Genomic DNA, 25,797 nt, shown 5'->3' on the forward strand with positions numbered 1-25,797 from the left:
GGGGACGATGGCGACCAACAAGAAGAAAATCTTTGTCACGCAAACTTTGTCGCAAGCAGCACGGGCCCTTCTCACCCGGCGGGACGATATCGAGCTCGTCGAGTTTCCGAACCTGATTTCTGCCAAGGACTTCGAAGCCTTGCTGGAGAGCCACGCGCCGGTCCATGGCGTCGCGCTCGGCGCCACCGCCTTCGGCGAGACCGAGCTCGAGGCTTCCCGCGACATGAAGGTGGTGACACGAATCGGCGTGGGCTATGACGCTGTCGACGTGCCCGCGCTCTCCCGCCGCAAGGTGCCGCTGATGGTGGCGGGCAGCGCGAACTCGCCCTCGGTTGCCGAACAGGCGCTGTTCATGATGCTGACGCTGGCCAAGCGCGCGCAGGAGATGCACGCCTGCGTCAAGGACGGCAAATGGGCCGACCGGCTGGGCATGCTGCCGTTCGACCTCTACGGCAAGACCGTGCTGATCATCGGCTTCGGCCGCATCGGCACCCGCACCGCCAAGCGCTGCCTGGCGATGGAAATGAACGTGCAGGTCTACGATCCCTACAAGCCCGCCGCCGAGATCAAGGCCGCCGGCTGCGAGCCCGTCGCCGATCTTGACGCGGCGCTGCCTCAAGCCGACTTCGTCACCGTCCACTGCCCGAAGACGCCGGAAACGGTCGGCCTGTTCAATGCGGCGCGGATCGGTCTGATGAAGCCGAAATCCTATCTCGTCAACACCGCGCGCGGCGGCATCGTCAACGAGAAGGCGCTGTACGAAGCGCTTACCTCGGGCAGGCTCGCCGGCGCCGGCATCGACGTGTTCGAGCAGGAGCCGCCGCCGGTCAGCCACGCGCTGTTCGCGCTGCCGAACGTCATCATGGCCCCGCACGTGGCTGGCGTCACCGTCGAGGCGGTGAGCCGCATGAGCGAGCAGACCGCACGCAACATCCTGAGTGTGCTGGACGGCGACCCGATCCGGCAGAACATTATCAATCAGGACGTGCTCGGCTGAGCGTGGCGAGCGGGCGGGCAAACAATCAGCCCGCCTTCGGAAGGCCAGAATGCGTCCCATTTTGGTGCAGATCGAGCCCCAACTCAGCCTTAATCAAACCCGCGTAATAAACCCAGCCGCGCCGGCAGTGGGACAGATTTGCCGGCCGCGTCGAGCTGGAGGATGGAGCCTTGTCAGAAATCGACCCGACCGACCAGACGCTAGCGGCCATCGCCAGCATTCTGGAGCACCCCGAACCCGTTCTCGTCGTCCGGGAAACCGAGATCGAGACGGCCGTCGTCGAAGAGCACGCGGTCGCCGACGAGCATCCCGTGGTCGACGAACAGCCGCTGGCGCCGGAGCCGGCCGATGCCGAGGGCTACAGCAAAGTCGGTCCCGGGCCGATGGTGGCGATCCGTCTCAAGTGGACGGTTCAGCGCGGCGATGACGGCCAGTACTACGTGCATGAGACCATCGGCGAACAGTCCACGCCCGTGATCAGCGGTCCGATGACAAGCGAAGCCGCAGTGCATTTCGTCGACGAGCACGAGGACGAAGCGCATCGGCGCTTCGAGGAGCTGCGCAGCGAGATCGCCGGCCGCAGCTCGCTCGCGGAGTTCGAGCGCAAGGGCGAGGCTTAGAGCGTGATCATCGCGCTCCAGATTTTTGTTTGAGCATGATCTCCGCGCAAACGCGTTCCGCGTTTGTCGCGAGGGAAAACCGCTTCACACTTTTCCGGATCATGCTCTACTTCCGCCCGAGATAATCCTTCTTCACGAGCTCGACGCCTGCGTGCCGCAGCAGGTCGTAGGCCGTCGTGACGTGAAAGAAGAATTGCGGAACACTGAAGGACAAGAGCAGCGTCCGCCCGGTGAAGGGCAGCTCGGTCCCGTTCTTCAGCCTGAAGAAGACATTCTGCTCCGCCGCGGCATCGATCGCGGCACGCGGCAGGCGCTCGATGAACTCGATCGAGGTCGCGATGCGCGCCTGGAGCCCGGCCATGTCGTGCTCCAGCGCCGGCAGCGCCACCGGCTCGCACTGCGCCAGCAAGGCCGGAGCGACCACGGCATGGCGGCAGGCCTCGCCGACCTGCTGCGCCAGATCGTACATGTTCGGCGACAGCCGCATGCCGAGCAGGACGGCGGAATCGAACCTGCGGGCCTCGGCATGCGCGACGCCCTTGTCGAGCAGGCCGGACAAATTGCGCAGGTACGGCACGAAGAGGCCGACCGAGGCCTCGTACATCGAAATCGTCACCCCAAAATTCCTTTCAATTCCGTCTCGCCACCGACTGGCATCTGGTCTAAATCCACCTCAAGAGACACAATGACAGCTCGCGCGGAGGTGGAAAAGATATGCTCGTTCGAATCCTGGCGGCATTGGCCGTGGCGTTGCTGGCGAACTTCTCGGCGCTTGCGCAGCAAGCAGCGCCCTCGCGCCTCGACGAGATCGTCAAGCGCGGCACTTTGCGCGTCGGCATGACCGGCGACTACAAGCCTTTCACCTATCTCGATAAGACCACGCAGCAGTTCAGCGGCTTCGACGTCGACATGGCGGAGGCGCTGGGCAAGGCCCTCGGCGTCAAGATCGAATTCGTGCCGACGGCCTGGCCGAAGCTGATGAAGGACTTTGAGGCCGACCAGTTCGACATCGCCATGGGCGGCGTCTCGGTCACGCTCGACCGGCAGCGGAAGGGCTTCTTCACCACGCCGATCATGCGCGAAGGCAAGACGCCGATCGCGCGTTGCGCCGACGTCGGAAAATACCAGACTCTCGCCGACATCGACAAGAAGGGTACCCGCGTGATCGTCAATCCCGGCGGCACCAATGAACGTTTCGCGCGCGCCAACGTCAAGGACGCGGAGATCAACGTCTTTCCGGACAATACCGTGATCTTCGACGAGATCGCCAAGGGCAATGCCGATCTGATGATGACGGACGCCTCTGAGACCCGTTACCAGCAGAAGCAGCACACTGGCGTGCTCTGCGCGGTGCATCCGGACCAGCCGTTCGACTTCTCCGAGAAGGCCTATTGGCTCCAGCGCGACATGGCGCTGAAGGCGTTCGTCGACCAGTGGCTGCATATCTCGATGGAGGACGGCAGCTACAAGAAGATCTACGCCGCCTGGTTCGATTAGGCCCGACATCGCATCCGAATCGTCCAACGGCCGGCCAAACTTTGGACTGGCTCCGGGTCTATTGAACCCGGACCGCTGGGACGACGACTCATACCGAGGACAGTGATCTAGATCACTTTTTGCGATCGAACCGGGCCGTAAGCGTCGGTGCGGGAACCACCTGCTCAGGAGACGGAAATGAGGAAGCTGTTGGCCACGGCTGCATTCCTTTTGGCGAGCACTGCTGCTCAAGCGCAGTACACTTTCGATTATGGCGGGCGCACCATCCGCATCGATCCTGACCGCGGCACGGTGTCGATCCCCGGTGTCTATGACAACACCGGCCAGGGCAAGGCGAAGAAGGCCAAGAACGATGCCAAGGGGGCTCCGAAAGCGGACCCGCAGGCACCGCAACAAGCCAAGGCTGATCCGCAGCAGCCGGCCAATCCCGCGCCGGCACCCGCACCTGCCGCCGCGCCTCAGGCGGCCGAGCAGGTCCCCGTACAAGCTCCCGTGGCCGTGGCGCCTCCTGCCTCGCCGGCGCCTCCGGCCACCACGGCAACCAGTGCTCCAGCCGACGACGCGCTAGTGCCGCCGCCTCAACCGGCGCCAACTGCTGCCCCGACGGTGGCCGCGGTACCGCCCGCACCGCCTCCGCCAGCTGCCCCGACAGTAGCTGCGGCCCCGCCAGTGCCCCCAGCGGCGCCTCCCGCCCCCGTTCAGTCTGCGGCGGTCACCCCTGCTCCCGCAGCCGCGCCCACGCGCGATCTCAATTCACCGCTCGGCATCTGGCTCACCGAGGAGAAGGAAGGGAAAGTCCGCATCGAGCAATGCGGCAACAATCTCTGCGGCTATTCGGTCGATACCAAGTCGAACCAGAATGGCGAGCAGGTCTTGATCAACATGAAGCCCGGCAAGGAGCAGAAATGGTCCGGCCGCATCCTCGATCCCAACACCGGCTCGACCTACGATTCCACGATCGCGCTGAAGGGCACGGACCGCCTGCGCGTACAGGGCTGTGCCTTCGGCGGCATGTTCTGCGGCGGCCAGACCTGGACGCGTGTGAACTGAGCTCGCGTTCGACGTTGTGACGGAAGCAAGGGGCCCGTGATCCGGGCCCCTTTTGCTTTTCGCGTTGAGAGCCGTGTCATCGCGAGGTGCGCCACCTCACAGAGGCCCCTCCGGGCGTGATACCTCTCACATCGCCGGTTCCGCGCCCATGCCACGATCCCCGCATGGTCAACCCACAGGGGCGTGTCATGAACGGTTTTCGCAAGTGTCTTTTCGCCACGATCGTCGCCATCGCGTTGCCGGCCACGCAGGCGAGCGCCAGCACGTTCGACGGCGCATGGAATGTCCGTATCTCATCCTCGAGCGAGACCTGCGGCAACGGCGCGACCGTCGCGATCGGCATCAACAACGGTCAGATCGCCTCGAGCAGCGCCGCGGTGACCGCGTCCGGCCGCGTGGCGGATGCCGGCAGCATCAACGTCACCTTGAGCACCGGCATCAAGCGCGCCGTCGGCTTCGGCCGGCTCAGCGGAACGTCAGGCTCCGGCACGTGGCGCGGCCCCTTGTGCAACGGCACCTGGACGGCGGAGCGGATGTAAGGTCTCGTGTCCGGGATCGGCGACGCATCGCCCTTCGGCGATGCGTCTTGTCCGGGGCATGAAAGCTAGCCTAGTGCCGCGCCGTACTCCGCGTTGGTCACCGGCTCCAGCCACGTCGAATAGACGCCGTCGAGCGCTTCCTGCATCGCAATGTGGGTCATGCTGTTGTTCGGCGTGGCGCCGTGCCAGTGCAGCTCGCCCGGCGGAATCCAGACGGTGTCACCGGGTCGGATTTCCCTGATAGGACCACCCTTGGCCTGAACCCGGCCGACGCCCGAAATCACGTAGAGCGTCTGCCCGAGCGGATGATGATGCCAGTTGGTGCGCGCGCCCGGTTCGAACGACACGCGCGAGCAGTTCAGCCGTGCCGGCGCCGGCGCCATGATGACGGGGTCCTGCAACACGGTGCCGGTGAAGTTTTCCTTGGGCGCGCGGCGGGTCGGCCGCGTGCCTGCGACAGTGATCTCCATGGGGTAACCTCGCTTGTTGTCAGTTACTTCTTGCTGGCGGCGTAGCGCGCCTTGGTCTCGGCGTTCATGGGATAGAGGCCCGGCAGCGCGGCGCCGTTGTTCACCTCGTTGACGATCCAGGCTTCCATCCGCTCCTGCTCGACGCCCTCGGCAAGCACGTGATCGAGCATTGCCTGCGGGATCAGCACGCAGCCGTCCTGGTCGGCAACGACGATGTCGTTCGGGAACACTGCGACGCCGCCGCACCCGATCGGCTCGCCCCAACCGACGAAAGTGAGGCCCGCAACGGAGGGCGGCGCGGCATAGCCGTCGCACCACACCGGCAGATTGGTGCCGAGCACGCCCTCGAGGTCACGCACGACGCCATCGGTCACCAGCGCGGTGACGCCGCGTTTGACCATGCGGGCGCAGAGGATGTCGCCGAAGATGCCGGCATCGGTAATGCCCATGGCGTCGACCACGGCGATGCAACCGTCCGGCATCGCCTCGATCGCGGTGCGGGTCGAGATCGGCGACGACCAGGATTCCGGCGTCGCCAGATCCTCGCGCGCCGGCACGAAGCGCAGCGTGAAGGCCGGTCCAACCAACCGCGGCAGGCCCGGACGCAGCGGCCGCGCGCCGCGCATCCACACATTGCGCAGGCCCTTTTTCAGCAGGACCGTGGTGATGGTGGCAGTGGTGATGCCGGCAAGGGTCTTGCGGGCTTCGGGGGACAGCGACATGGACGGCAACGAGCTCCGGATGGGCGGGAAAGGACGCCGCGCATCTTGCGAGGCGCAAGGCGCACGTCAAGGGCCATGAGCGCGGTCCGCAGGGCTGTTATGCGACGCGATAACAAGGCCTTATCGCCTGCCCTTGCATTAATTTATTGGACTTGCGGGCGCATTTACGCGAAGCAGGACAGCGCGGAACTCAAGGATGAGCCCGCGTTTCTCCAGAAGCCCGATTTCGACAGCCCATGGCCGCGACGCTTCCCCCGCCCCGCCTTCTGCCCAGTGGCGACAGCGCCGTCACGGTCGAGTTCAGCCGCACCATCGACGACGACGCCAACCAGCGCGTGCTGGCGCTCGACAAGGCGCTCGCGGCGTCAGGCATCGATGGCATCACCGAATCTGTGCCCACCTATCGCTCGCTGCTGGTCCATTACGATCCCGGCAAGATCGGCTTCGACGCGCTTGGCGAAAAGCTGCTCGCACTTGCCAGCCAGCCGATGCCGCCGAGCGCCAAGGCGCGCCGCTGGCGCATTCCCGTCGCCTATGGCGGCGAGCACGGCATCGATCTCGAGGATGTCGCAAAAGCGCTGAACACCACGCCCGATGACATCATCGCCCGCCACGTCGCCGGCGACTATCGCGTCGCCATGATCGGCTTCACGCCGGGCTGGTCTTATCTCAGCGGCTTGGACAAATCCCTACACATGTCGCGGCGGCAGAATCCGCGGCTGCTGACACCCGCGGGCACGATCTCGATCGGCGGCATCCAGGCCGGAATCCAATGCTTGGCTGCCCCGAGCGGCTGGCACCTGCTCGGCCGCACGCCGGTGCGGACCTATCAGCTGCACCGGAATCCAACCTTTCTCACCGAACCCGGTGATCGCGTGACGTTTTTCGCCATCGACCACAAGGCCTTCGCCGAGCAGGACCGCGCCGCGGAAGCCGGCGAGATCATCGCCGAGCAGGTGGTTGCATGAGCCGGCTCGTCGTTGCCAGTATCGGGCCCGCAAGCTCCGTCCAGGATAGCGGCCGCCCGGGCTCGCAGCGCTATGGCCTGACGCCGAGCGGCGCGATGGACCGGCTCGCGCTGGCCGCTGCCAATTGCCTTGTCGGCAACGAGCCGTTCGCGGCCGCTGTCGAGATCGGTCCGTTCGGTGCCACCTTCACCGCCCGTGACGGCGCCGTGCGCGTGGCGATTGCCGGCGCGCCGCGCAACGCCGACATTGCCGGGCGGCCGGCCGCCATGGATACGTCCGTGACGCTCAATGACGGCGAGACGCTGACGCTGGGCTTCGCCCGCGGCGGTGCCTTCACCTATCTCGCGATCGAAGGCGGCATCAAAGGCGAGCCGGTGTTCGGCAGCCTCGCGGTGAACGCGCGCGCGGGCCTCGGCAGCCCCTACCCGCGCCCGCTCCAGGCCGGCGACGAGTTCAGCGTCGATGCCGCAAGCGGCGCGCCGGAACTGCGGATCGAACTGCCGAAGCCGTCGAGCGGTCCGATCCGCGTCGTGCTGGGACCGCAGGACGATGAGTTCGACGACGCCAACAGGGCGCTATTTCTCGACAGCGAGTGGAAGATCTCGGCGACCTCCGACCGCATGGGCTACCGGCTCGAGGGCCCCGCGATCAAGCATCTGCACGGCCACAACATCGTCTCCGACGGCACCGTCAACGGCAGCATCCAGGTGCCCGGCAACGGCGCGCCGATCGCGCTGATGATGGACCGCGGCACCTCCGGCGGCTATCCGAAGATCGCAACCGTGATCACGGCCGATGTCGGCCGCCTCGCGCAGACCTCGGCGGGCACGGCGTTCCGCTTCAAGGCCGTCAGCGTGGCCGAGGCGCAGGACGAGGCGAAGAAATTCGCGCAACTCATCCGCACCCTCCCCGATCGCCTGCGCTCCTCCGATACCGTCGCGCTCAACATCGAGGCGCTCAGCGATGCTAACGTTGCGGGCTATGCGGTGAGCGCCGTCGATGCCGGAACCTGGCAGGTCACGGCGGAGCCGTAAACGGCGAGAACACCAGAGGCGGAGAGCACCATGAAGACGATCGATCTCAATTGCGATCTCGGCGAAGGGTTTGGCGCGTGGGAGATGGGCAACGACGCCGCGATGATCGAGCTTGCGAGCTCGGTCAACGTCGCCTGCGGCTTCCATGCCGGCGATCCCGACATCATGCGCCGGACGGTCGAGCTGGCGAAAGCGCGCGGCGTCTCGGTCGGCGCGCATCCTGGCTATCGCGACCTGCACGGTTTTGGCCGGCATCCGATCGCGGGCCTGAAGGCCTCCCAGATCGAGAACCTCGTCGCCTACCAGATCGGCGCGCTACAGGCGATCGCAACCGCGGCCGGCCACAAGGTGACCCACGTGAAGGCGCATGGCGCGCTCTCCAACGTCGCCTGCGAGGACGACATGACGGCAAAGGCCATCGCCGCCGGCATCAAGGCGGTCGATCCCAGCCTGATCTTCGTCGTGCTCGCCAATTCAAAGCTGGTGAAGGCCGGCGAAGCGGCCAACCTGCCGATGGTGCACGAGGTGTTCGCCGACCGCGCCTATGAGGACGACGGCAATCTGGTCTCGCGCAAGAAGCCCGGTGCGGTGCTGCACGACGCCAAGGCGATCGCCGACCGCGTGGTGCGCATGGTGCAGGACGGTGCGGTGGTCTCGGTCACCGGCAAGATCATCAAGATGCGCACGGACACGGTCTGCATCCACGGCGATACGCCGGGCGCAGTCGAGATCGCGCGCGGCTTGCGTCAAGCGCTGAAGGCAGCCGGGATCGAAGTGGCGCCGTTCAAGCGGGGCGCGTGAGGTTTGTGGTCATTCCGGGATGATGCGAAGCATCAGACCCGGAATCTCGAGGTTCCGGGTTCGGCTTCGCCGCCCCGGAACGACAACTTAGAACGGGTGCACCGAGAGCGTGCCGAACACGATGGCGGCGATGACCGCGAAGGCGCTGTAAAGCCCAATGTGATGAACGCTCGCTCCGGTCCGCCGCGAGAGCGAGCGCGCGTAGAAGTGCAGCCTGGCTTCCGCCGACAGTTCGCGCATGGTCGATCTCCAACGCCCCATTTGCGGGAATATGAAGGGTCAACCGTGGTCGCGGGCAAGACGGCGGCGGAAATAGCGATAAGAGTTCTCTTCGGAGCCCCCATCGCAGGTGCAAATTCTCTCCAGTCGCGGGGGTTCCGAGAATCTTATTCGTTAAAGTCCGAGCCAAGTGGAACCGACCCGGGTCCTGACGGGATTGGGGCTCGGCTGAAACTCTTGCGACCTCAGGATAAAAAACGCGAAAACAACCCCATGCAAAGTAGCCGACGGCTGCCGGTGTGACCCCTCGCAGTTGCGGCGCGAGGACGATTTGTCCTGATCGTACCGCGCCTTAGTACACGTCAGCCTGGAAGCGTCCCGTCTTCTTGAGCTCGGCGACAAAACTCACGGCTTCGTCGGTCGAGCGGGCGCCGAACTGGGCGACGATGTCGACCAGCGCACGCTCGACGTCCTTTGCCATGCGCTTGGCATCGCCACAGATGTAGAGATGCGCGCCCTCGGCAAGCCAGGTCCACACTTCGCGGCCGACCTCACGCATGCGGTCCTGCACATAAAACTTCTTCTCGCCATCGCGCGACCAGGCCAGCGACAGCCGCGTAAGAAGACCCGAGGTCTTCATCGCGTTGAGCTCGTCCTGGTAGAAGAAGTCGCAATCGCTGCGCTGGTGGCCGAAGAACAGCCAGTTCTTGCCGGGCGCGCCGGTCGCCTTGCGGTCGAACAGGAAGGCGCGGAACGGCGCGATGCCGGTGCCGGGGCCGATCATGATGACCGGCGTCTTCGGATCCTCCGGCAGGCCGAACGCGTGCGCCTTCTGCACATAGACCTTGAGCTTCTCGCCCTCGGTGATGCGTTCGCCAAGGAAGGTCGAGGCGACGCCGAGACGCTTGCGCTTGCCGACGACGTAGCGCACCGAGTCGATCGTCAGCGACAGCTTTCCGGGTGTCGCATTGTGCGACGACGAGATCGAATAAAGCCGCGGCTGGAGTGGCTCGAGCGCCTCGACAAAGGCCTCGGGATGTGGCCGCGTGCCGGAAAATTTCTGGAGCGCCGCCATGACATCGAGGGTGGCGGCATCGCCATCGGGATCCTCGCCCTGCGCCAGCGCTCGCGCCTTCTCGCGCTGCGCGCCGCCGGTGATGAAGGAGATCAATTCGAACAGCGTGTCGGGTGCCGGCGACAGCGAGACGTCGTCGATCAGCACCTCGCGTAGCGTCTTGCCGTTGACCTTGGTGGTGTGGGAGGCACCGAGCAGCGCGATGATCTGGTCGACGAGCCCGAGCTCGTTGCGCGCGAACACGCCGAAGGAGTCGCCGACGACGTAGTCGAGCTTGCTCTCGGCGAGATCGAACTCGACGTGATAGGTTTCCTTCTCCGAGGCGCGCTTGTTGAGAAGCCGACGCGACAGGAAGGTTGCAGCAACCGGATTGTCGCGCGAGCGGCCGGGCTCGGCGATCGTCACCGTCACGGCTGGCGCTGTCACTGCGCCCTGCTTGTCAGGAGCTTTGGCCGCCGGCGCCTTGTCCAGCTCTTCGTGCAGCGCCTTCAGCATCCGCGCGGTTTCCTTGCCGCCGGGAACGCAAAGGTTGAGCCGCGCTTCGCTGCGGCCCGCGATCGCTTCCGAATAGTCTTGGCAATTATAGCCGCACTGGCCGCAATCCTGCTGCGCCATCGCCGCCATCATCCGGCGGCGCACGGGGCGGCCTTCGGCGAGCTTCATCCGGTCGGCAATCGGCATGGTCTGGTCGTGCCATGGCGCTTCGCCGTCGTCGCCATCACCGGCGGCGCCTTGCATGACGGCGGCGCCTTGGTCTGCCGACAGAGGCGACGCTGCATCAGGCGACAGCAGGCCGGCAAAGAAGCCGTTCAGCCAGGAGCGCTGGGCGTCCGAGAACGGTGCGCTCCCGGGAATGATATCGAGTCTGGGCGGAGGGCTGATCTGGTTCATGAGGACACCTCTGCATCGGCAAGCTTGCGCAGCGTCTCGCTGTCGTGGCGGCGCGCAAAGGAGAGGAAGGTTTCTTCGGGAGACGAGCGATGGGCGATGTAGGCCTTGAGCAGTCCTTCGACCGTCTTCGGCGCATCCTCGGCCTTGAGGTCGTGATAGACCTCCTGCCCGACATCGGCATCGGGTCCGAACCCGCCGCCGGTGAAGAGGTGATAGCCCTCGACCGTGTCCTCTTCGCCGACCGGCACACGCGCACCGATCAGCCCGATATCGCTGATGTAATGCTGCGCGCAGGAATGGTGACAGCCGGTGACGTGAATGTTGACCGGCTTATCCATCTCGACGCGCGGCTCGCACCAGTCGCCGATCTCGGCGGCGTGGCGCTTGGTATTCGAGGCGGCGAAGCGGCAGCCGGCATTGCCGGTGCAGGCGATCAGGCCGGCGCGGATGTGCGAAGCCTCGACCGCAAGCCCGATCTGCTTGATCGCTGCAATTGCAAGCTCGACGTTCTCGTCGCGCACGCCGGGGATCAGCAGGTTCTGCCAGACAGTCAGGCGAATATCGCCGTCGCCGAGGTCGTGCGCGACCTTGGCGAGGCCGCGCATCTGATCGCAGGTGATCTTGCCGAGCGGCAGCGACACGCCGATCCAGTTCAAGCCGTCCTGCTTCTGCCTGTGCACGCCGACATGCGCCATGCGGTCCGACGCAGGCCGCGGCTGAAACGCCTCTTCCGGCACGCGCACGAACGGCTTCTTGATCTGCTCTTCGACGAGCTTGAGGAATCCGTCATGGCCCATGGCGTCGAGCACATATTTCAACCGCGCCTTGTTGCGGTTGGTGCGATCGCCGTGCTCGATGAACACGCGCACGATGGCGTCGGCGACGGCGGTGGCCTCTTCCGGCTTGACGATGATGCCGGAATATTTTGCGAAATCCTTGTGTCCGGTGATGCCGCCAAGGCCAAGGCGAAACCAGACCCCGGGCTCGACGCCGAAACCGTCCTTCACTTCCACCGCCGTGAATGCGATGTCGTTGGTCTCCTCGAGCACGGCGATCTTGCCGGCTCCGTCGAAGGCGACGTTGAACTTGCGCGGCAATCCGTAGAGCGAGCGATCATTCAGGATGTGATAGTGCCACTCGCGCGCATAAGGCCGCGTATCGATCAGTTCCTGAGGATCGATCCCGGCCGTCGGAGTTCCCGTCACGTTGCGGATGTTGTCGGCGCCGGAACCGCGTGAGCACAGGCCAAGGTCCTGGATGCCCTCGATCAGATTCACGGCGTTCTTTGGCGGGATCTCGCGAAGCTGGAGATTGGCGCGCGTCGTGACGTGGCTGTAAGGCCCGCTCGTTTCTTCGGCGAGATCAGCAAGGCCGGACAGCTGCCAATGCTTCATGATGCCGTTCGGAATGCGCAGGCGGCTCATGTAGGAGTCCTGCGTCGGCGCGACATAGAAGATGCCGAAATAGCGCCAGCGGAAATTGTCCGCAGGGCTCGGCGGCGCATTGTCGAGCGCCTGCTGGCGCAAGCGCGGATAGGCATCGAAGGGATGCTCGTCGCGCTTGAATTTCTCCTGGTCGGCGAGCTTCTTGCCCGAGGCGATGACCTTGTCCTGTGCCTTGATGTGCACGGCATCGGGACCAGTAGGCTCGGCGTTCGCCTTGGCGGCGCCGCCGAAACCGCGACCGACCCGGCTGATCTGCAGACCGGTCGTGAAGCCTTCGAGATAGCGTTTCTGCTCGTCGGTAAAGTCGACTGAGAGCGTGTCGATTTTCATGGTCGGTAACGAAGCTCCTGCGGCACCTGGGGTGGCATCGACGGAAAAGGGCACGACCCGCGAGGAACTCGGCCTGGCTCGAAAGCCGGCTCTGCACCCAACGGTCCGGTCAGCTTCGTTGCTGCGGGACTGGCTCAGCAGGCATCTGTGACAGGCTGGCCGCAGTGCAACATTCAAGTTGCGTGCCAGCTTTGAGGAAATGAAAATTCCCGCAATTTCAGGCAGCTAGGAGGAGTCCCGAGAGATCCCGGTTCTGGAACTCTCACAAAATTCGAGCAGTCAGCTCAAAATTTAGACGATGACGTCGAGCGCCCAAAAACGATGCAGGTCCGAATCAGGCCTTCCAGCGGCCAACCTCGAAGGCTTCGAGATGCCCTCGAATGTTGTCGGGATCGAAGACGGGACCGGCGAATGCACCGAAGGCCGCGGGGGCTTCGGTGGGCGACCGGCGACCGAGGGCCCCATCGTAAAGATCGGGCCTGAACACGGCCATGGCTGTCTTGACGCCGTCCGGCGTCAGCGCGGTCTGCCCCCAGCGCACCATCTGCGTGTAGAGCCAGGCCGCCTGGACCGGATCCGGCCGCCCTGCCCCTTCACGCCCGACCAGAAGGTAGCGCGCGCTTTCGCGGAACGTGCCATCGGGCGAGATCTTCAGGCGCCCATCAAGCGTGCGCTGGATCACTTCGGCATCGACGCCGATCCGTTCGGGCTGCGCCAGGATCCGCGCTGCCTCGGCCAGGTTCGAGGGTTGCTCGATGAACTCGGCGGCCTTCACCGCTGCACGCACGAGGGCCGCGACCACATCCGGATTCTTATCGGCCCAGGCCTGGCGCACCGCCAAAACCTTCTCCGCCGCACGGTCGAGGATGTCGGAAACGAAATGCAGGATGTGGCCGATGCCGAGGTCGACCGCGATAGAATTCCAGGGCGCGCCAACGCAAAATGCATCGACATGGCCGTTGGCGAGGCTGTCGACCATGTAAGGCGGCGGCAGCACCACCAGCCGCACATCCTCGTCCGGATCGACGCCGGCCGCCGCCATCCAGAACCGCAGCTGGTAATTGTGGGTCGAGAACGGGAAGGTCATGCCGAAGGTCAGGGGCTCGGCGCCCGCTTTGCGCCGCTTGGCGACGACCCGCGCCAGCGCTTTCGCCGTCGCCAACGGATCGAAGCGGTCGCCGTCGATCTCTTCCATCAGCGCGGCATGAAGAGCGGGCGAGACCGTGATTGCATTGCCGTTGATGCCGAGGTTGAAAGGCGCCGCGATCGGAACCTTGACATGGCCGAGCCCGAGCGAGGACGCGATTGCAACCGGCGCAAGCAGATGCGCGGCGTCGAACAGGCCGATATTGAGCTTGTCGCGCACGTTGGACCACGAGACCTCGCGCACCAGCTCGACCTCGAGCCCTTCGGCGGCGGCAAATCCTTTGTCAACGGCGACGATCAGGGCTGCGGCATCGACCAGCGGGATGAACCCTATGCGGAGGGTAGCGGTCATTTCAACATCTCCGACGCGGTGATGATCGACTGGGCGATCTCGCCGATTTTCTTCTTCTCGCGCATCGCGGTCGAGCGCAGCAGCACATAGGCCTCGTCCTCGGTGAGGCCTTTCACCTTCATCAAGATACCCTTGGCCCGCTCGATGATCTTGCGGTCCTCGAGCTGCGACTTGGTGCGCTCCAGTTCCTCCTGGAGCTTGGCGAAGGCATTGAAGCGCGACACGCAGAGGTCGAGGATCGGCTTGATGCGCTCCTTCCTCAACCCGTCGACGATGTAGGCGGAAACTCCGGCCTCGACCGAAGCCTGGATCGACGCCGAGTCGCTCTGGTCGACGAACATCGCAATCGGCCGGCGGACGGCGCGGCTGACCTGGAACATCGCTTCGAGCACGTCGCGGCTGGGGTTTTCCAGATCGATCAGGATGATGTCGGGATCGACCGCGTAAATGCGCGCCAACAGGCTCTGCATCTCTCGGATATGGACGACCTGCGTGAATCCGGCCTCCCGCAACCCTTCCTCGAGGATCGCGGCCCGGATCGGGCTTTCGTCGACGATCACGATTTTGGGGGACTGTTCGGCGCTCATAGCTCACTCACCACCGGCGTTTCATCCATAGCACGCCGGAACGCCCTGCAAAGGGTTGTAATTGACCGCAATTAGGACTAGCTCCAGCCGATCAATCAGGCAGATTCAAGATATATGCAACAGACGGCTGCGCCCAAGGTCAGCTTCGTGTCGCTCGGGTGTCCCAAGGCATTGGTGGATTCCGAGCGCATCATCACGCGCTTGCGCGCCGAAGGCTACGAGCTCGCCCGCAAGCATGACGGGGCCGACATCGTCATTGTTAACACCTGTGGCTTCCTCGACAGCGCCAAGCAGGAATCGCTCTCGGCGATCGGCGAGGCCATGGCCGAGAACGGCAAGGTGATCGTGACCGGCTGCATGGGCGCGGAACCCGAGCAGATCGAGCAGGCCTATCCCGGCGTGCTCTCGATCACCGGTCCGCAGCAATATGAGAGCGTGCTGGACGCCGTGCACCGCGCGCTGCCGCCCGCGCACAATCCGCATCTCGACCTGGTGCCGCCGCAAGGCATCAAGCTGACGCCGCGCCATTACGCCTATTTGAAGATCTCGGAAGGCTGCAACAACCGCTGCACCTTCTGCATCATCCCGAAACTGCGCGGCGATCTCGTCTCGCGTCCGGCCAACGACGTGCTGCGCGAGGCCGAGCGGCTCGTCGATGCCGGCGTCAAGGAGTTGCTGGTGATCTCGCAGGACACCTCGGCCTACGGCGTCGATCTCAAATACGCCGAGAGCCCGTGGAAGGATCGCCAGGTCCGCGCCAAATTCCTCGACCTCGCGCGCGAGCTCGGCGAACTCGGCGCCTGGGTCCGGCTGCAATATGTCTACCCCTATCCGCATGTCGACGAGGTCATCGCACTGATGAACGAGGGCAAGGTGCTGCCCTATCTCGACATTCCATTCCAGCACGCGAGCCCCGAGGTGCTGAAAGCGATGAAGCGCCCGGCTGCGCAGGACAAGACGCTGGCGCGGATCAAGCGCTGGCGTGAGCAATGCCCTGATCTCGCCTTGCGCTCGACCTTCATCGTCGGCTTCCCCGGCGAGACCGATGCTGATTTCGCCTATCTGCTCGACTGGCTCGATGAAGCCGAGATCGATCGTCTCGGCTGCTTCAAATACGAGCCGGTCGCCGGCGCGACGTCGAACGCGATCGCAGGCGCTGTCCCGGCCGAGGTGAAGCAGGAGCGCTACAACGCGCTGATGGCCCGCCAGCAGAAGATTTCAGCGCGACGGCTGAAGCGCAAGGTCGGCACCCGCCAGCAGATCATCATCGACGAGGTCGGCCCGACCGTCGCAAAGGGCCGCTCCAAGGCCGATGCGCCCGAGATCGACGGCGCCGTCTACCTCACGAGCCGCCGCCCCTTGCGCGTCGGCGAGATCGTCACCGCGAAGATCGAGCGCGCCGACCAATACGACCTGCACGGCAGCGTCGCGGGGTTCTGAGGCTTCAACGCTCCGCTATCACGACTGGTCTAGCCGCGAACTCGTTGCAACCTCTCCCGCTTGCGGGGGAGGTCGGCGCGAAGCGCCGGGTGGGGGGCTCTCTCCATACGGGGAGTATCTCGATCGCGGAAGCACCCCCACCCCAGCCCTCCCCCGCAAGCGGGAGAGGGAGCAGACCATCGCTGGGGCTGCCGAATGCGTCAGTTCACGCTAGCCATTTCGGCACCCAGCGTTCGGGGCGCGGTGCGCGGGCAAGATCGGCCTTCGCTTCGGGCAGTTTTGCCGGCTCGCCATCGATGGTCGGCCGCACATCGTATTCGAAGCTCGGCATGACGCGGCCGTCGGCATGGAGTCCAAAACTCATCGCGTACCACAATCCGAGCTCGGGCTGGGCGCGCCGCATCTCATCGCGCAAATCGCGCAGCAGGGATTCGATCGAGGAGGCTTCCGCGAACGGCTGCGGCCCGCGCGTCAGAACGCGCGCCTGGTATTGCTTGCCGACAATCGCAACCTCGAAGCACGTCTTGTCCCAGGCGTTCTTGCCCTTGGGCAGATGAGCGGCGAGCCGCCAGCCAAGCTCGGCCATCAGCCGGTGATTGGCCCAAAACTCCTCGCGATCCCGGCTCCATTTTTCCACGAAACCGCGGAAGTCGGGCAACTCCGACGCGGCCTCCTCGGGCGGTGCATTCGGCTCGCCAGGCGGCCGGCCGGCGAGCCACTGCGCAAGCTCGACCGTCTGACATTCAACCTCGTCATGCGGCAGGAGATCACTCCAGGCCTTGTCGAACTGCTGCGACGTCAGCTTTGCAAGCAACCCGTCGAGGCTCGGCGCCAGCAATTCGTAGGCGCCTTCCGACCCCAGCCCGACGATCGGCGGGTTGTCCCGGTCAAGACCGGCGCCATACCAGCCGCCGACGGCTGAACCGTCCGGCAGCCGCATGAACAGCGAAAACCTGTCGCGGAGCGGGCTGCCATCGATAATCGGCGCGTGATCAGAGAACTGGCCTTGAAGAGAGAAGCAGCCGACACTGCCCCAGGGACGCCCCTTCAGCCAATCGGCGAAATCGACCAGGAGGGATGGCGCCTCGATGCCCGGCGGAAACGCGCCGCGAATGCTGTCGAGGTCGATTGGGTAAGGCGTGTCGGACAAGGCTGAAAACTGTCTGGTTGGTCCCGCCCCTCTTGGTCTGACCGGTCACACGACCGGTTCGAACCAATTTCCGCTCGTCGTTCACAAACGCGCCAGAGGCTTGATGGTTTCTAGGCGGACGATCGATGAAATTCAACCGTGCGAGTGACATCCGGCGCATCGCGCCGCGCACAACCGCTGCACCTCTTCGTCACCCGCGACGTCACAATCGGAATACGCCGAGGAAGCCATACATCTGACCTGCCCCATGCACGCTGGGCGGGTGTTTGTAAAACGCCCGCTTGACAAGCCCTGCCATTCGCCTGTATTGCCGCGCCCCATGATCAGCTCCCGGACCCACCTGCGCCAAGCCATGCGTTGTCGCTCCCGCGACGATGATGGGTTGCGCCATGTCCGACGACACCGCTGAAGCACTGACATCAGCAGAGTTTTCGAGAAGGCCGCACCCGCAAAGTGCGGCCTTTCTGCTTTTCGCGCGCCCTTTTCCACCCGCCCCCAGAGGAGTTCGACATGACCAACGCCACCCATCCGTATGACGCGCTGATGGACATCACTGCACGGCCCAAGGCCGTGTTCGTCCGCGGCGCGGGCTCCTACCTCTGGGACGACAGCCGCAAGCGTTATCTCGATTTCGTGCAGGGCTGGGCGGTCAACTGTCTCGGCCATTCGCCGCCGGCGGTCGCCGACGCCCTCGCCACGCAGGCCAAGCGGCTGTTGACGCCGAGCCCGGCCTTCTACAACGAGCCGAGCCTGAAGCTCGCGCAAGCGCTCGTCGACAACAGCGCCTTCGACCAGGTGTTCTTCGCCAATTCCGGCGCGGAGGCCAACGAGGGCGCGATCAAGCTTGCGCGCAAATATGGCAACCTGCACAAGAACGGCGCGTTCGAGATCATCACCTTCGAAGGCGGCTTTCACGGCCGCACGCTGGCGACGATGTCGGCCTCGGGCAAGAAGGCGTTCGAGCCGCTGTTCGAGCCGAAAATTGCCGGCTTCAAGAAGGCGAAGCTCAACGACATCGCCTCCGTGGAGAAGCTGATCAACGGCAACACCGTCGCTGTGATGCTGGAGCCGATCCAGGGCGAGTCCGGCGTGTGGCCCGCGACCGATCAGTTCCTGACGGAGCTGCGCGCGCTTACCGATGCGCATGGCCTGTTGCTGATCTTCGACGAGATCCAGACCGGCATGGGCCGGACCGGAAAGCTGTTCCACTACGAGCACGCCGGCATCGCGCCCGACATCATGACGCTCGGCAAGGGCATCGGCGGCGGCGTGCCGCTTGCAGCCCTGCTTGCGACCGAACGTGCCTCCTGTTTCGAGCACGGCGATCAGGGCGGCACGTTCAACGGCAACCCGATCATGTGCGCGGCGGGGCTTGCGGTGCTGGAGCAGATCAGCCAACCGGACTTTCTGAAGGCGGTCGTGGAGACCGGCCTGCTGCTCGAAAGCGAGTTGCAGAAAGTCTCGGCCCGGCATGGCCTCGGCGAGGTACGCGGCCGCGGCCTGTTGCTGGCGCTCGACCTCAAGCTGCCGATCGCCCCCGGCATCGTCGCACAGGCGTTCGAGGCCGGCGTGCTCCTCAATGCGCCGCAGGTCGACGCGCTGCGCTTCATGCCGGCGCTGAACGTCACGCGGGCTGAGATCGCCGAGATGATCGATTGCCTGGACGGGATCTTGACCAAAGCCGGCGCGGCACGGCGGGTGGCGTAAACACTGCCTTACTCTTGCGTCATGGCCGGGCTTGTCCCACGGCTGTCCGGTTCAGGCAAAACGGTTGCAACGAGACGCATCGACTCGTAATGAGCGCAAAATTCATTGATATGACTCACGATTTTTGCGCTCTCGTTTTAGCCGAGCGACCCGCAGCGGAGTATGCTGAGGTCCGCAATGAAGAAAATTTGCGGTGTTCTCGCGAACAACAAGTATTCGCAGCTATGCCCCGACGCCATTAATTGACTCTAGCGACTCGCTTTTTGACGCCGAAGCCTGAACCGGACAGCCGTGGGCTTGTCCCGGCCATCCACGACTTGACGCACGGCACGAAGAACGTGGATGCCCGGGACAAGCCCGGGCATGACGTTCCTCGCCGCACAATGTCTACGGCTTCAGGATCGACGCGCCCGTCGTCTTGCGGGCTTCGAGATCGATATGCGCCTTCGCGGCGTCCTTCAGCGCGTAGGCGTGGTTGATCGGCACGTGCAGCTTGCCGTTGATGACGGCCGCGAACAGCGTATCGGCGCCTTCCAAGAGCTCCGAGCGCGTGCCGATGTAGTCGTTGAGCTTAGGCCTCGTCGCAAACAGCGAGCCGTGAGTGTTGAGCTCGGCGATCGAGAACGGCGGCACCGGCCCTGAGGCATTGCCGAAGGAGACGAACATGCCGCGCGGCTTCAGGCAGGACAGCGAACCCGGAAAGGTTGCCTTGCCGACGCCGTCATAGACGACGTCGCAACCCTCGTTGCGGCTGATCTGCTTCACGCGCGCGACAAAGTCCTCCTCGTTGTAGAGGATGACGTGATCGCAGCCATTGGCCTCGGCAAGCTCGGCCTTCTCGCGCGAGCCGACCGTCCCGATGACATGGGCGCCCATCGCCCTCGCCCATTGGCAAGCTAGAAGACCGATGCCGCCGGCTGCGGCGTGGATCAGCACACGATGATGCGGCTCGACCTTGAAGGTCTTGTGCAGGAGATACCAGACCGTCAGCCCCTTCAGCATCAGCACGGCGCCCTGCTCGTAGGTGATGTGGTCGGGCAGCTTGACCAGCCGCTCCCAGGGGATGTTGCGCTCGCCGGTGTAGGCGCCGAGATTGTGATAGTAGGCGACGCGGTCGCCGGGATGGAAATTCGTGACGCCCGGTCCGACCGTGACGACCTCGCCGGAGGCCTCGTTGCCGGCGATGAAGGGCAGCCCCGGCGCCTTGTAGAGGCCGGTGCGGAAATAGACGTCGATGAAGTTCAGCCCGACCGCGTGCTGGCGGATGTGCACCTCGCCGGTAGCAGGCGCCGGCACTTCGACGCTCTCATAGACCAGGGCTTCGGGGCCTCCGACCTTGTGCACACGGACGGCTTTGGTCATCGCCTGGGCTCCTCGTTCTTCCTGCTCTCGGTCTTCGCGGATGAGCGAAAGACATCGCGCCTGCCTTGTCAACTCGACGCAGGTTGGAACGACTAAACGGACGGCCTGCCGGCCTTCCTGCGGTTGCGCTTCGCCAACACGTTGAAGAACTCGACCGCCGCCGAGAACGCAATTGCGAAATAAATGTAGCCGCGCGGAATGTGGAATTGGAATCCGTCCGCGACCAGCGCGACGCCGATCAGCACCAGGAATGCCAGCGCCAGCATCTTGGTGGTCGGATGCTGCGCGACGAATCGCGACACCGGTCCCGACGAAATGTACATGATCAGGCAGGCGATCACGACGGCCGCGATCATGATCTCGATGTCCTGCGCCATGCCGATCGCGGTGATGATCGAGTCCAGCGAGAACACGATGTCGATGACGATGATCTGGACGATCACCCAGAAGAAGGCGTTGCGGCCGGAGTCCTGATCGCCCTCGCCGTCGTCGGCTTCGACCTCGGCATGGATCTCATGCGTCGCCTTCGCGATCAGGAACAGGCCGCCGCCGATCAGGATGAGATCGCGCCAGGAGAAGTCGTAACCCTTTATCGAGAACACCGGCGCGGTCAGGCCGATCAGCCAGACCAAGAGGCTGAGCAGGATGATGCGGAATATCAGCGCCAGCGCGAGCCCGATCTGGCGGGCGCGGCGGGCCTGCTTCTCGGGGATGCGCGAGACGATCACCGACAGGAAGATGACGTTGTCGATGCCGAGCACGATCTCGAGCGAGGTCAAAGTGAGCAGCGCGGCCCAGGCTTCGGGGCTGGTGAGGAGGCGCATCATGCGAAGGATCTTGCGAGCCGGATCACTGCGTCACTGAACACGATCCAGAGTGCGATCGCACAGAGAACGACGGTCACGCCCGTGCCGACGCGAAAGTCCATCTTCAGCACATAGAGCCCGAGCAGCGCCCAGATCGCGATCAGCGACATCGTCAGCCAGCGCAGCCGCACGACGCGGACCGGATGCAGCACGTGGAACGGCACGAAGGTCAGCACCACCAGGGCTGCGACCAGCAGCGTCGACAGCAGCGGCGGCCAATGCAGCAGGAACAGGTAGAACGCAGCGGCGTTCCACAGCGCCGGAAAACCGCGAAAATGATTGTCGTCCGCCTTCATGCGCAGGTCGGCGAAATATAATGCGCTGGTGACGATGATGGCGACGCCGAGCAAGGGAGCTGCGACCGGCAACAGCAAGCCGCTCGCCACAATCGCGTAGGCCGGCACGAAGACATAGGTGACGAAATCGACCACGAGATCGAGCACGTCGCCGGACCAGTTCGGCTGCACATTCTTGACGTCGAGCCGGCGCGCGATCGGGCCATCGATCGCGTCGATGATCAGGGCTACGCCCAGCCATTGAAACATCGCCGCCCAGTGCTCGCGCACAGCCTCCAGCATCGCCAGCAGCGCGACGGCCGCGCCGAATGCGGTGAAGATGTGCACCGAGAAGGCCGCGGCGCGGATCGCAGGCGTCGGCTTCAAGGAATCCTCTTGGCTATCCATGGCTTCTGCTACCAGAATGAGACCGATTTGCACATCCGCCATTGCGGCGTTCGGCCGCGCAGTTCGTCATAAAAGCAGGCAAAATCAGCGGGCTTGAATTTGCCGTGGAGCATGTCAATTGTCGTTCCATGACAGACGCATCGACACTCTTTGACGCAGCCGTCATCGGCGGCGGGCCGGCGGGACTTGCGGCGGCCATCGCGCTGGCGCAAGCCGGTGCCCGGACCGCGCTGGTGGCGCGGCGCGTGCCGTATGCCGACAATCGCACCACTGCCCTGCTCGGCGCCTCGGTCGATCTGCTGGAGACGCTCGACGTCTGGCCGCGTTGCAAGGACAAGGCGGCCGCGCTCGAAATCATGCGCCTGGTCGACGACACCGGCCGGCTGTTCCGTGCGCCGGAGGTCCGGTTCTCCTGTCACGAAATCGCTCTCGACGCCTTCGGCTACAACATCGACAACCGCTCGCTGATGCTGGCGCTGGAAGAGCGCGCGGCTGAATTGCCCGACCTCGTCCGTTTCGACGACGAGGCTGAGAACGTCGTGATCGAAGCCGATGACGTCGCAATCCGCACGGCGTCCGCGCAGTTCCTCTCAGCCCGGCTCGTGGTCGGTGCCGACGGCCGGCATTCGCTGTGCCGCGAGGCCGCCGGCATTGCGGTGACGCGGCGCGACCTGACACAGACCGCGCTGACCTTCAACGTCGGCCACGCGCGGCCGCATCGCAACGTCTCGACCGAGTTCCACACACCGCACGGGCCGTGCGTGTTCGTGCCCCTGCCCGGCGACCGCTCCAGCGTCGTCTGGGTCGCAGCTCCCGCGGAGGCCGAACGGCTTCGCGGCTTAAGCGACGAGGAACTGTCCGCCGCGATCGAGAAGCAGTCGCATTCCATTTTGGGACGCATGACGGTCGAGCCCGGCCGCCACCTGTTCCCGCTGGCGATCGAGCGGCCCAAATCCTTCGCCCAAGACCGCATCGCGCTGGTCGGCGAAGCCGCCCATGTGGTTCCCCCGATCGGCGCCCAAGGCCTCAACCTCGGCCTTCGGGATGCCGCCGACATCGCGAGACTCGCAGGCGAAGCCATCGCCGCCGGTACCGATCCCGGCACGCCCGAGGTACTCAAGCGCTACGACCGGGCGCGGCGTCCGGACGTCCTGAGCCGGACGTTTGCGATCGATATCGCCAACCGCGCCCTGCTCAACGATTTCCTGCCGCTCCAGCCGGTCCGTGCGGTCGGCATGCACCTGCTCGGCGCCATCGGCCCGCTGCGGCGCTTCGCCATGCGCGAAGGACTGACGCCGACCTGGCGACGGTAGTTTGGCGGCGATAGCCGCCGCTCAGGGGAATGCCAGCCGACCGGTCTGGAGCAACCACATCACGCTGGTCAGCGTGACCACGGACGCGAAGGTGCCGAGCAGCACTGCGACGGAGGCGGATTCGATCCAGGCATCATTCTGCCGGGCGATCACGAACACGTTCAGGGCCGGCGGCAGCGAAGCCATCAGCACCGCGGTCGCAGCCCAGGGCTGCGCGAACGGGCCGAACGCCAGCATCAAGCCGAACGCCGTGAGCGGATGGATCAGGAGCTTGACCGCGATCACGCCCGGCACCTCCCACGGCACACGATCGAACGGGCGCAGCGCCACCGTCACGCCAAGCACGAACAGCGCAGTCGGAGCCGCCGCGTTCTGGAGGAAGGTGATGGTGCGGTCGAGCGCGACCGGCAGCTCGATACGCAATGCCGCGACCGCCGCGCCGAAACAGGCCGACATGATCAGGGGATTGAGCACGATCTGCTTCAGCACGACGCCGAAGGCGTGCACGAGCGAGGGATGGTCGCGGTCGGAGAGCTCGATCAGGAGCGGCACGATCGTGAACAGGAAAATGCTGTCGCAGCAGAAGATCAGCGCGGTCGGCGCCGACGCCTTCGTTCCGAGCACGGCGAGCGCCAGCCCCGGCCCCATGTAGCCGATATTGCCGTAGCCGCCGGAGAGGCCGGCGAGCGTCGCCTCGCGCAACGACAGCCGGCCGAGAACCTTGCCGACGACGAGCGCAAGGGTGAACGCAGCAACCGTCGACAGCGTGGTCGCGACCAGGAACGGCGGGTTGTTCAGCTCCGAAAACGGCGTCTTCGACATGATCGCAAACAGCAGCGCCGGCAGCGACACGTAGAGCAGGAAGAAGTTCATCCAGGTGAGGCCTGATTCCGGCAGCGACTTGGTCTTGCCGCAGGCAAAACCGACAAAGATCAGGCCGAAATAAGGTAGGGCCAAATTGAGGATATCGAGCATTGATGAAGTGTTTTCTGAAGGCTTGGGGGCTATCTGCCCCTTAACGGCGGGTTAATTCGAAATGAGGGCACTAGCATCGGCCACAATCCTGGTCTATCGACGGGAATGATTAAAACGCGGACCGCCAAATTCCAGATCGGACAGGTCGTTCGCCACCGGATCTTCTCGTTCCGGGGCGTGGTCTTCGACATCGATCCGGAATTCAACAACACCGAGGAGTGGTGGCTGTCGATCCCCGAGGAGGTGCGGCCCCACAAGGACCAGCCGTTCTATCACCTGCTCGCAGAGAACGCGGAGTCGGAATATGTCGCCTACGTCTCCGAGCAGAACCTGCTGCCGGACGATTCCGGCGAGCCGATCCGTCATTCCCAGGTCGCCGAGATCTTCATCAAGGACAAGGGCGGCGGATATCGCCAGCGCAACCCCTCGCTGAATTGAGTTTCGTCGCCAAGCCGCCAGCAAAAAAGGCGCTCGAACCGAGCGCCTTTTTCATGTCCGGAATTTGAGCCCCGATTATTTCTGACCGGCCGGAGCCGCGCCGGGCGCAGTACCGCTCTGCTCGAGCTTCTTGCGCTGTTCGTCAGCCTTTTTCTGAAGCTCTTCCTGGAGCTTCTTCTGGGTTTCCTCGAACACCTTCGGATCGGTCGGCGGACCGTCATAGGCCTTCTGGAATTCGCCGGAGAGCGGCAGCGGCAGAGTCAGCGGCGCACCGTTGGCATTGATCGCCTGAACAACGAGATTCTGGCCCTTCTTCATGCTGTTGATGAGCTCAGGCGTCGCCTCGTAGTCAGACATGCAGCCGTTCTGGAAGCAGATCACATATGGGCTCTGCAACGGAGCATTGCTGTCCACGATGATACGGGTGCCGTGCACGAGCTGCATGCCCAGCGGCAGCGTCACGCGCAGGATCTTCTTCGGCTCGCCTTCCGGCTCGATGATCACAGCCGCGATGACCGGCTGGCCCGACTCGATGCGGCCGTCCTTGCCGGTAAAGCAGACCTGCTTGGCGTTGGCGTCCTGACCCTTGAGGCAGAACTTGGTCCAGGGGGCATAGATGAGCTGGATCTGCTGATCCGCCGGCTGGCCGCCCTGCTGCGCCGGAGCGCCTTGAGCGGGAGCCTGCTGGGCCTGGGGCGTCTGGGCGGGTGCCGGAGCCTTGGGGGCAGCCTTCGGCGCGGCTTTCGGAGCCGGAGCCGCCTTGGGCGCACCCGGGGCCGGCGCCGGGGTCTGGGCCCCTGCGGCAAACGGAACGGCCAACGCCGTCGCCGTCAACAGGGCGAGGAAGCGCCCGCGCGGCCGGACGGACGCGGCCAAGTAACGGAAATTCATTGCGGAAAACCCTTTCTGAACGGGAAGTGCCCGAACCGCTCCGAAGCGCCGAACCTGGCCGCCTTGGGCGCGGCTCTCTCCCCGCCAAATGAGGCGGATAAGTGACGGGCTCGACGCTGTTGCGCGATTGCCCGCCTTCTTAGCGTGGCCGACGGAAAGATCAATGCCGGCAACCGTCTTTGGCCGCATCCGAGCCTGCGCCCCGTGAAATTCCCTGTGATAAGATTCA

The 25,797-nt window shown here is 64.6% G+C and carries 26 protein-coding genes; 12 read left to right on the top strand and 14 right to left on the bottom strand.

The window, feature by feature from the left end:
- The first annotated feature begins 7 nt into the window (after nt 1–7).
- Both IVB18_RS25575 and IVB18_RS25580 read left to right on the top strand, forming a co-directional pair.
- The gene (locus IVB18_RS25575) at nt 8–997 is read left to right on the top strand and encodes a hydroxyacid dehydrogenase (RefSeq protein WP_247983201.1); all 990 of its coding nucleotides are present in this window, start codon (nt 8–10) and stop codon (nt 995–997) included.
- Between the two features lie 170 nt (nt 998–1,167).
- On the top strand, nt 1,168–1,617 hold the full coding sequence (locus IVB18_RS25580; protein ID WP_247983202.1) for a hypothetical protein: 450 nt from the start codon (nt 1,168–1,170) through the stop codon (nt 1,615–1,617).
- Between the two features lie 106 nt (nt 1,618–1,723).
- Here IVB18_RS25580 and IVB18_RS25585 read toward each other — a convergent pair whose 3' ends face one another.
- The gene (locus IVB18_RS25585) at nt 1,724–2,221 is read right to left on the bottom strand and encodes a DUF1993 domain-containing protein (RefSeq protein WP_247991732.1); all 498 of its coding nucleotides are present in this window, start codon (nt 2,219–2,221) and stop codon (nt 1,724–1,726) included.
- Between the two features lie 110 nt (nt 2,222–2,331).
- On the opposite strand from IVB18_RS25585, the gene IVB18_RS25590 reads away from it, so the two are divergent.
- From IVB18_RS25590 to IVB18_RS25600, 3 genes are all read left to right on the top strand, one after another.
- Nucleotides 2,332–3,114: a transporter substrate-binding domain-containing protein gene (locus IVB18_RS25590; RefSeq protein ID WP_247983203.1), complete on the top strand. Its 783-nt coding sequence runs from the start codon at nt 2,332–2,334 to the stop codon at nt 3,112–3,114.
- 177 nt (nt 3,115–3,291) lie between these two features.
- Entirely contained in the window at nt 3,292–4,164 is an 873-nt protein-coding gene (locus IVB18_RS25595) for a DUF2147 domain-containing protein (RefSeq protein ID WP_247983204.1), read from the top strand.
- Between the two features lie 188 nt (nt 4,165–4,352).
- Nucleotides 4,353–4,703, top strand: coding sequence for a hypothetical protein (locus IVB18_RS25600; RefSeq protein WP_247983205.1), 351 nt, complete (start codon nt 4,353–4,355; stop codon nt 4,701–4,703).
- A gap of 65 nt (nt 4,704–4,768) precedes the next feature.
- Here the strand turns inward: IVB18_RS25600 and IVB18_RS25605 are convergent, their stop codons facing one another.
- Together IVB18_RS25605 and IVB18_RS25610 are read right to left on the bottom strand one after the other, a co-directional pair.
- Nucleotides 4,769–5,173 carry a cupin domain-containing protein gene (locus IVB18_RS25605; protein WP_247983206.1) on the bottom strand — a complete coding sequence of 135 codons (405 nt, stop codon included), beginning with the start codon at nt 5,171–5,173 and terminating at the stop codon, nt 4,769–4,771.
- A 23-nt stretch (nt 5,174–5,196) separates the two neighbouring features.
- Nucleotides 5,197–5,895, bottom strand: coding sequence for a ribonuclease activity regulator RraA (locus IVB18_RS25610; RefSeq protein ID WP_247983207.1), 699 nt, complete (start codon nt 5,893–5,895; stop codon nt 5,197–5,199).
- 236 nt (nt 5,896–6,131) lie between these two features.
- Here IVB18_RS25610 and pxpB point away from each other — a divergent pair, with 236 nt between their 5' ends.
- Genes pxpB through IVB18_RS25625 form a run of 3 tightly spaced genes read left to right on the top strand, consistent with a single transcriptional unit; the run spans nt 6,132 to nt 8,698 of the window.
- Nucleotides 6,132–6,863 (top strand): 5-oxoprolinase subunit PxpB, encoded by a 732-nt coding sequence (gene pxpB, locus IVB18_RS25615; RefSeq protein ID WP_247983208.1) that lies wholly within the window; start codon nt 6,132–6,134, stop codon nt 6,861–6,863.
- Entirely contained in the window at nt 6,860–7,897 is a 1,038-nt protein-coding gene (locus IVB18_RS25620) for a biotin-dependent carboxyltransferase family protein (protein WP_247983209.1), read from the top strand. Before pxpB ends, IVB18_RS25620 begins: the two co-directional genes overlap by 4 nt.
- A 30-nt stretch (nt 7,898–7,927) precedes the next feature.
- Nucleotides 7,928–8,698, top strand: coding sequence for a 5-oxoprolinase subunit PxpA (locus IVB18_RS25625; RefSeq protein WP_247983210.1), 771 nt, complete (start codon nt 7,928–7,930; stop codon nt 8,696–8,698).
- Nucleotides 8,699–8,785: 87 nt separating this feature from the next.
- Here the strand turns inward: IVB18_RS25625 and IVB18_RS25630 are convergent, their stop codons facing one another.
- The 5 genes from IVB18_RS25630 to IVB18_RS25650 form a co-directional block, all read right to left on the bottom strand.
- Nucleotides 8,786–8,938, bottom strand: a complete 153-nt coding sequence (locus tag IVB18_RS25630; RefSeq protein ID WP_247983211.1) for a hypothetical protein — start codon at nt 8,936–8,938, stop codon at nt 8,786–8,788.
- Nucleotides 8,939–9,269: 331 nt separating this feature from the next.
- Nucleotides 9,270–10,883, bottom strand: a complete 1,614-nt coding sequence (locus tag IVB18_RS25635) for a sulfite reductase subunit alpha (RefSeq protein ID WP_247983212.1) — start codon at nt 10,881–10,883, stop codon at nt 9,270–9,272.
- Nucleotides 10,880–12,658, bottom strand: a complete 1,779-nt coding sequence (locus IVB18_RS25640) for a NirA family protein (protein WP_247983213.1) — start codon at nt 12,656–12,658, stop codon at nt 10,880–10,882. Before IVB18_RS25640 ends, IVB18_RS25635 begins: the two co-directional genes overlap by 4 nt.
- A gap of 334 nt (nt 12,659–12,992) precedes the next feature.
- Nucleotides 12,993–14,156 (bottom strand): CmpA/NrtA family ABC transporter substrate-binding protein, encoded by a 1,164-nt coding sequence (locus IVB18_RS25645; RefSeq protein WP_247983214.1) that lies wholly within the window; start codon nt 14,154–14,156, stop codon nt 12,993–12,995.
- Complete coding sequence (locus tag IVB18_RS25650) at nt 14,153–14,743, bottom strand: ANTAR domain-containing protein (RefSeq protein WP_247983215.1); 591 nt, start codon at nt 14,741–14,743, stop codon at nt 14,153–14,155. Before IVB18_RS25650 ends, IVB18_RS25645 begins: the two co-directional genes overlap by 4 nt.
- Before the next feature lie 114 nt (nt 14,744–14,857).
- Here IVB18_RS25650 and rimO point away from each other — a divergent pair, with 114 nt between their 5' ends.
- Nucleotides 14,858–16,183, top strand: a complete 1,326-nt coding sequence (rimO, locus tag IVB18_RS25655; RefSeq protein ID WP_247983216.1) for a 30S ribosomal protein S12 methylthiotransferase RimO — start codon at nt 14,858–14,860, stop codon at nt 16,181–16,183.
- A 205-nt stretch (nt 16,184–16,388) separates the two neighbouring features.
- Here the strand turns inward: rimO and IVB18_RS25660 are convergent, their stop codons facing one another.
- The gene (locus tag IVB18_RS25660) at nt 16,389–17,333 is read right to left on the bottom strand and encodes a hypothetical protein (RefSeq protein ID WP_247983217.1); all 945 of its coding nucleotides are present in this window, start codon (nt 17,331–17,333) and stop codon (nt 16,389–16,391) included.
- A gap of 510 nt (nt 17,334–17,843) precedes the next feature.
- Between IVB18_RS25660 and IVB18_RS25665 the strand changes: the two genes are divergently transcribed.
- Nucleotides 17,844–19,040 carry an acetylornithine transaminase gene (locus IVB18_RS25665; RefSeq protein WP_247983218.1) on the top strand — a complete coding sequence of 399 codons (1,197 nt, stop codon included), beginning with the start codon at nt 17,844–17,846 and terminating at the stop codon, nt 19,038–19,040.
- Nucleotides 19,041–19,427: 387 nt separating this feature from the next.
- On the opposite strand, the gene IVB18_RS25670 is transcribed toward IVB18_RS25665, so the two are convergent.
- From IVB18_RS25670 to pcsA, 3 genes are all read right to left on the bottom strand, one after another.
- A complete protein-coding gene (locus tag IVB18_RS25670) occupies nt 19,428–20,402 on the bottom strand; it encodes a quinone oxidoreductase (RefSeq protein WP_247983219.1) in 975 nt (324 codons plus the stop codon).
- A 92-nt stretch (nt 20,403–20,494) separates the two neighbouring features.
- Nucleotides 20,495–21,229 carry a TerC family protein gene (locus tag IVB18_RS25675; protein WP_247983220.1) on the bottom strand — a complete coding sequence of 245 codons (735 nt, stop codon included), beginning with the start codon at nt 21,227–21,229 and terminating at the stop codon, nt 20,495–20,497.
- A complete protein-coding gene (gene pcsA, locus IVB18_RS25680; protein ID WP_247983221.1) occupies nt 21,226–21,993 on the bottom strand; it encodes a phosphatidylcholine synthase in 768 nt (255 codons plus the stop codon). Before pcsA ends, IVB18_RS25675 begins: the two co-directional genes overlap by 4 nt.
- Before the next feature lie 86 nt (nt 21,994–22,079).
- On the opposite strand from pcsA, the gene IVB18_RS25685 reads away from it, so the two are divergent.
- Complete coding sequence (locus IVB18_RS25685; RefSeq protein ID WP_247983222.1) at nt 22,080–23,264, top strand: UbiH/UbiF family hydroxylase; 1,185 nt, start codon at nt 22,080–22,082, stop codon at nt 23,262–23,264.
- A 21-nt stretch (nt 23,265–23,285) separates the two neighbouring features.
- On the opposite strand, the gene IVB18_RS25690 is transcribed toward IVB18_RS25685, so the two are convergent.
- Nucleotides 23,286–24,239 (bottom strand): AEC family transporter, encoded by a 954-nt coding sequence (locus IVB18_RS25690; protein WP_247983223.1) that lies wholly within the window; start codon nt 24,237–24,239, stop codon nt 23,286–23,288.
- A gap of 105 nt (nt 24,240–24,344) precedes the next feature.
- On the opposite strand from IVB18_RS25690, the gene hspQ reads away from it, so the two are divergent.
- Nucleotides 24,345–24,677, top strand: coding sequence for a heat shock protein HspQ (hspQ, locus tag IVB18_RS25695; protein ID WP_247983224.1), 333 nt, complete (start codon nt 24,345–24,347; stop codon nt 24,675–24,677).
- Between the two features lie 75 nt (nt 24,678–24,752).
- On the opposite strand, the gene IVB18_RS25700 is transcribed toward hspQ, so the two are convergent.
- Complete coding sequence (locus IVB18_RS25700; RefSeq protein WP_247983225.1) at nt 24,753–25,568, bottom strand: invasion associated locus B family protein; 816 nt, start codon at nt 25,566–25,568, stop codon at nt 24,753–24,755.
- Nucleotides 25,569–25,797: the final 229 nt, after the last annotated feature.

This window comes from Bradyrhizobium sp. 186 (assembly GCF_023101685.1).
Taxonomy (GTDB): Bacteria; Pseudomonadota; Alphaproteobacteria; order Rhizobiales; family Xanthobacteraceae; genus Bradyrhizobium.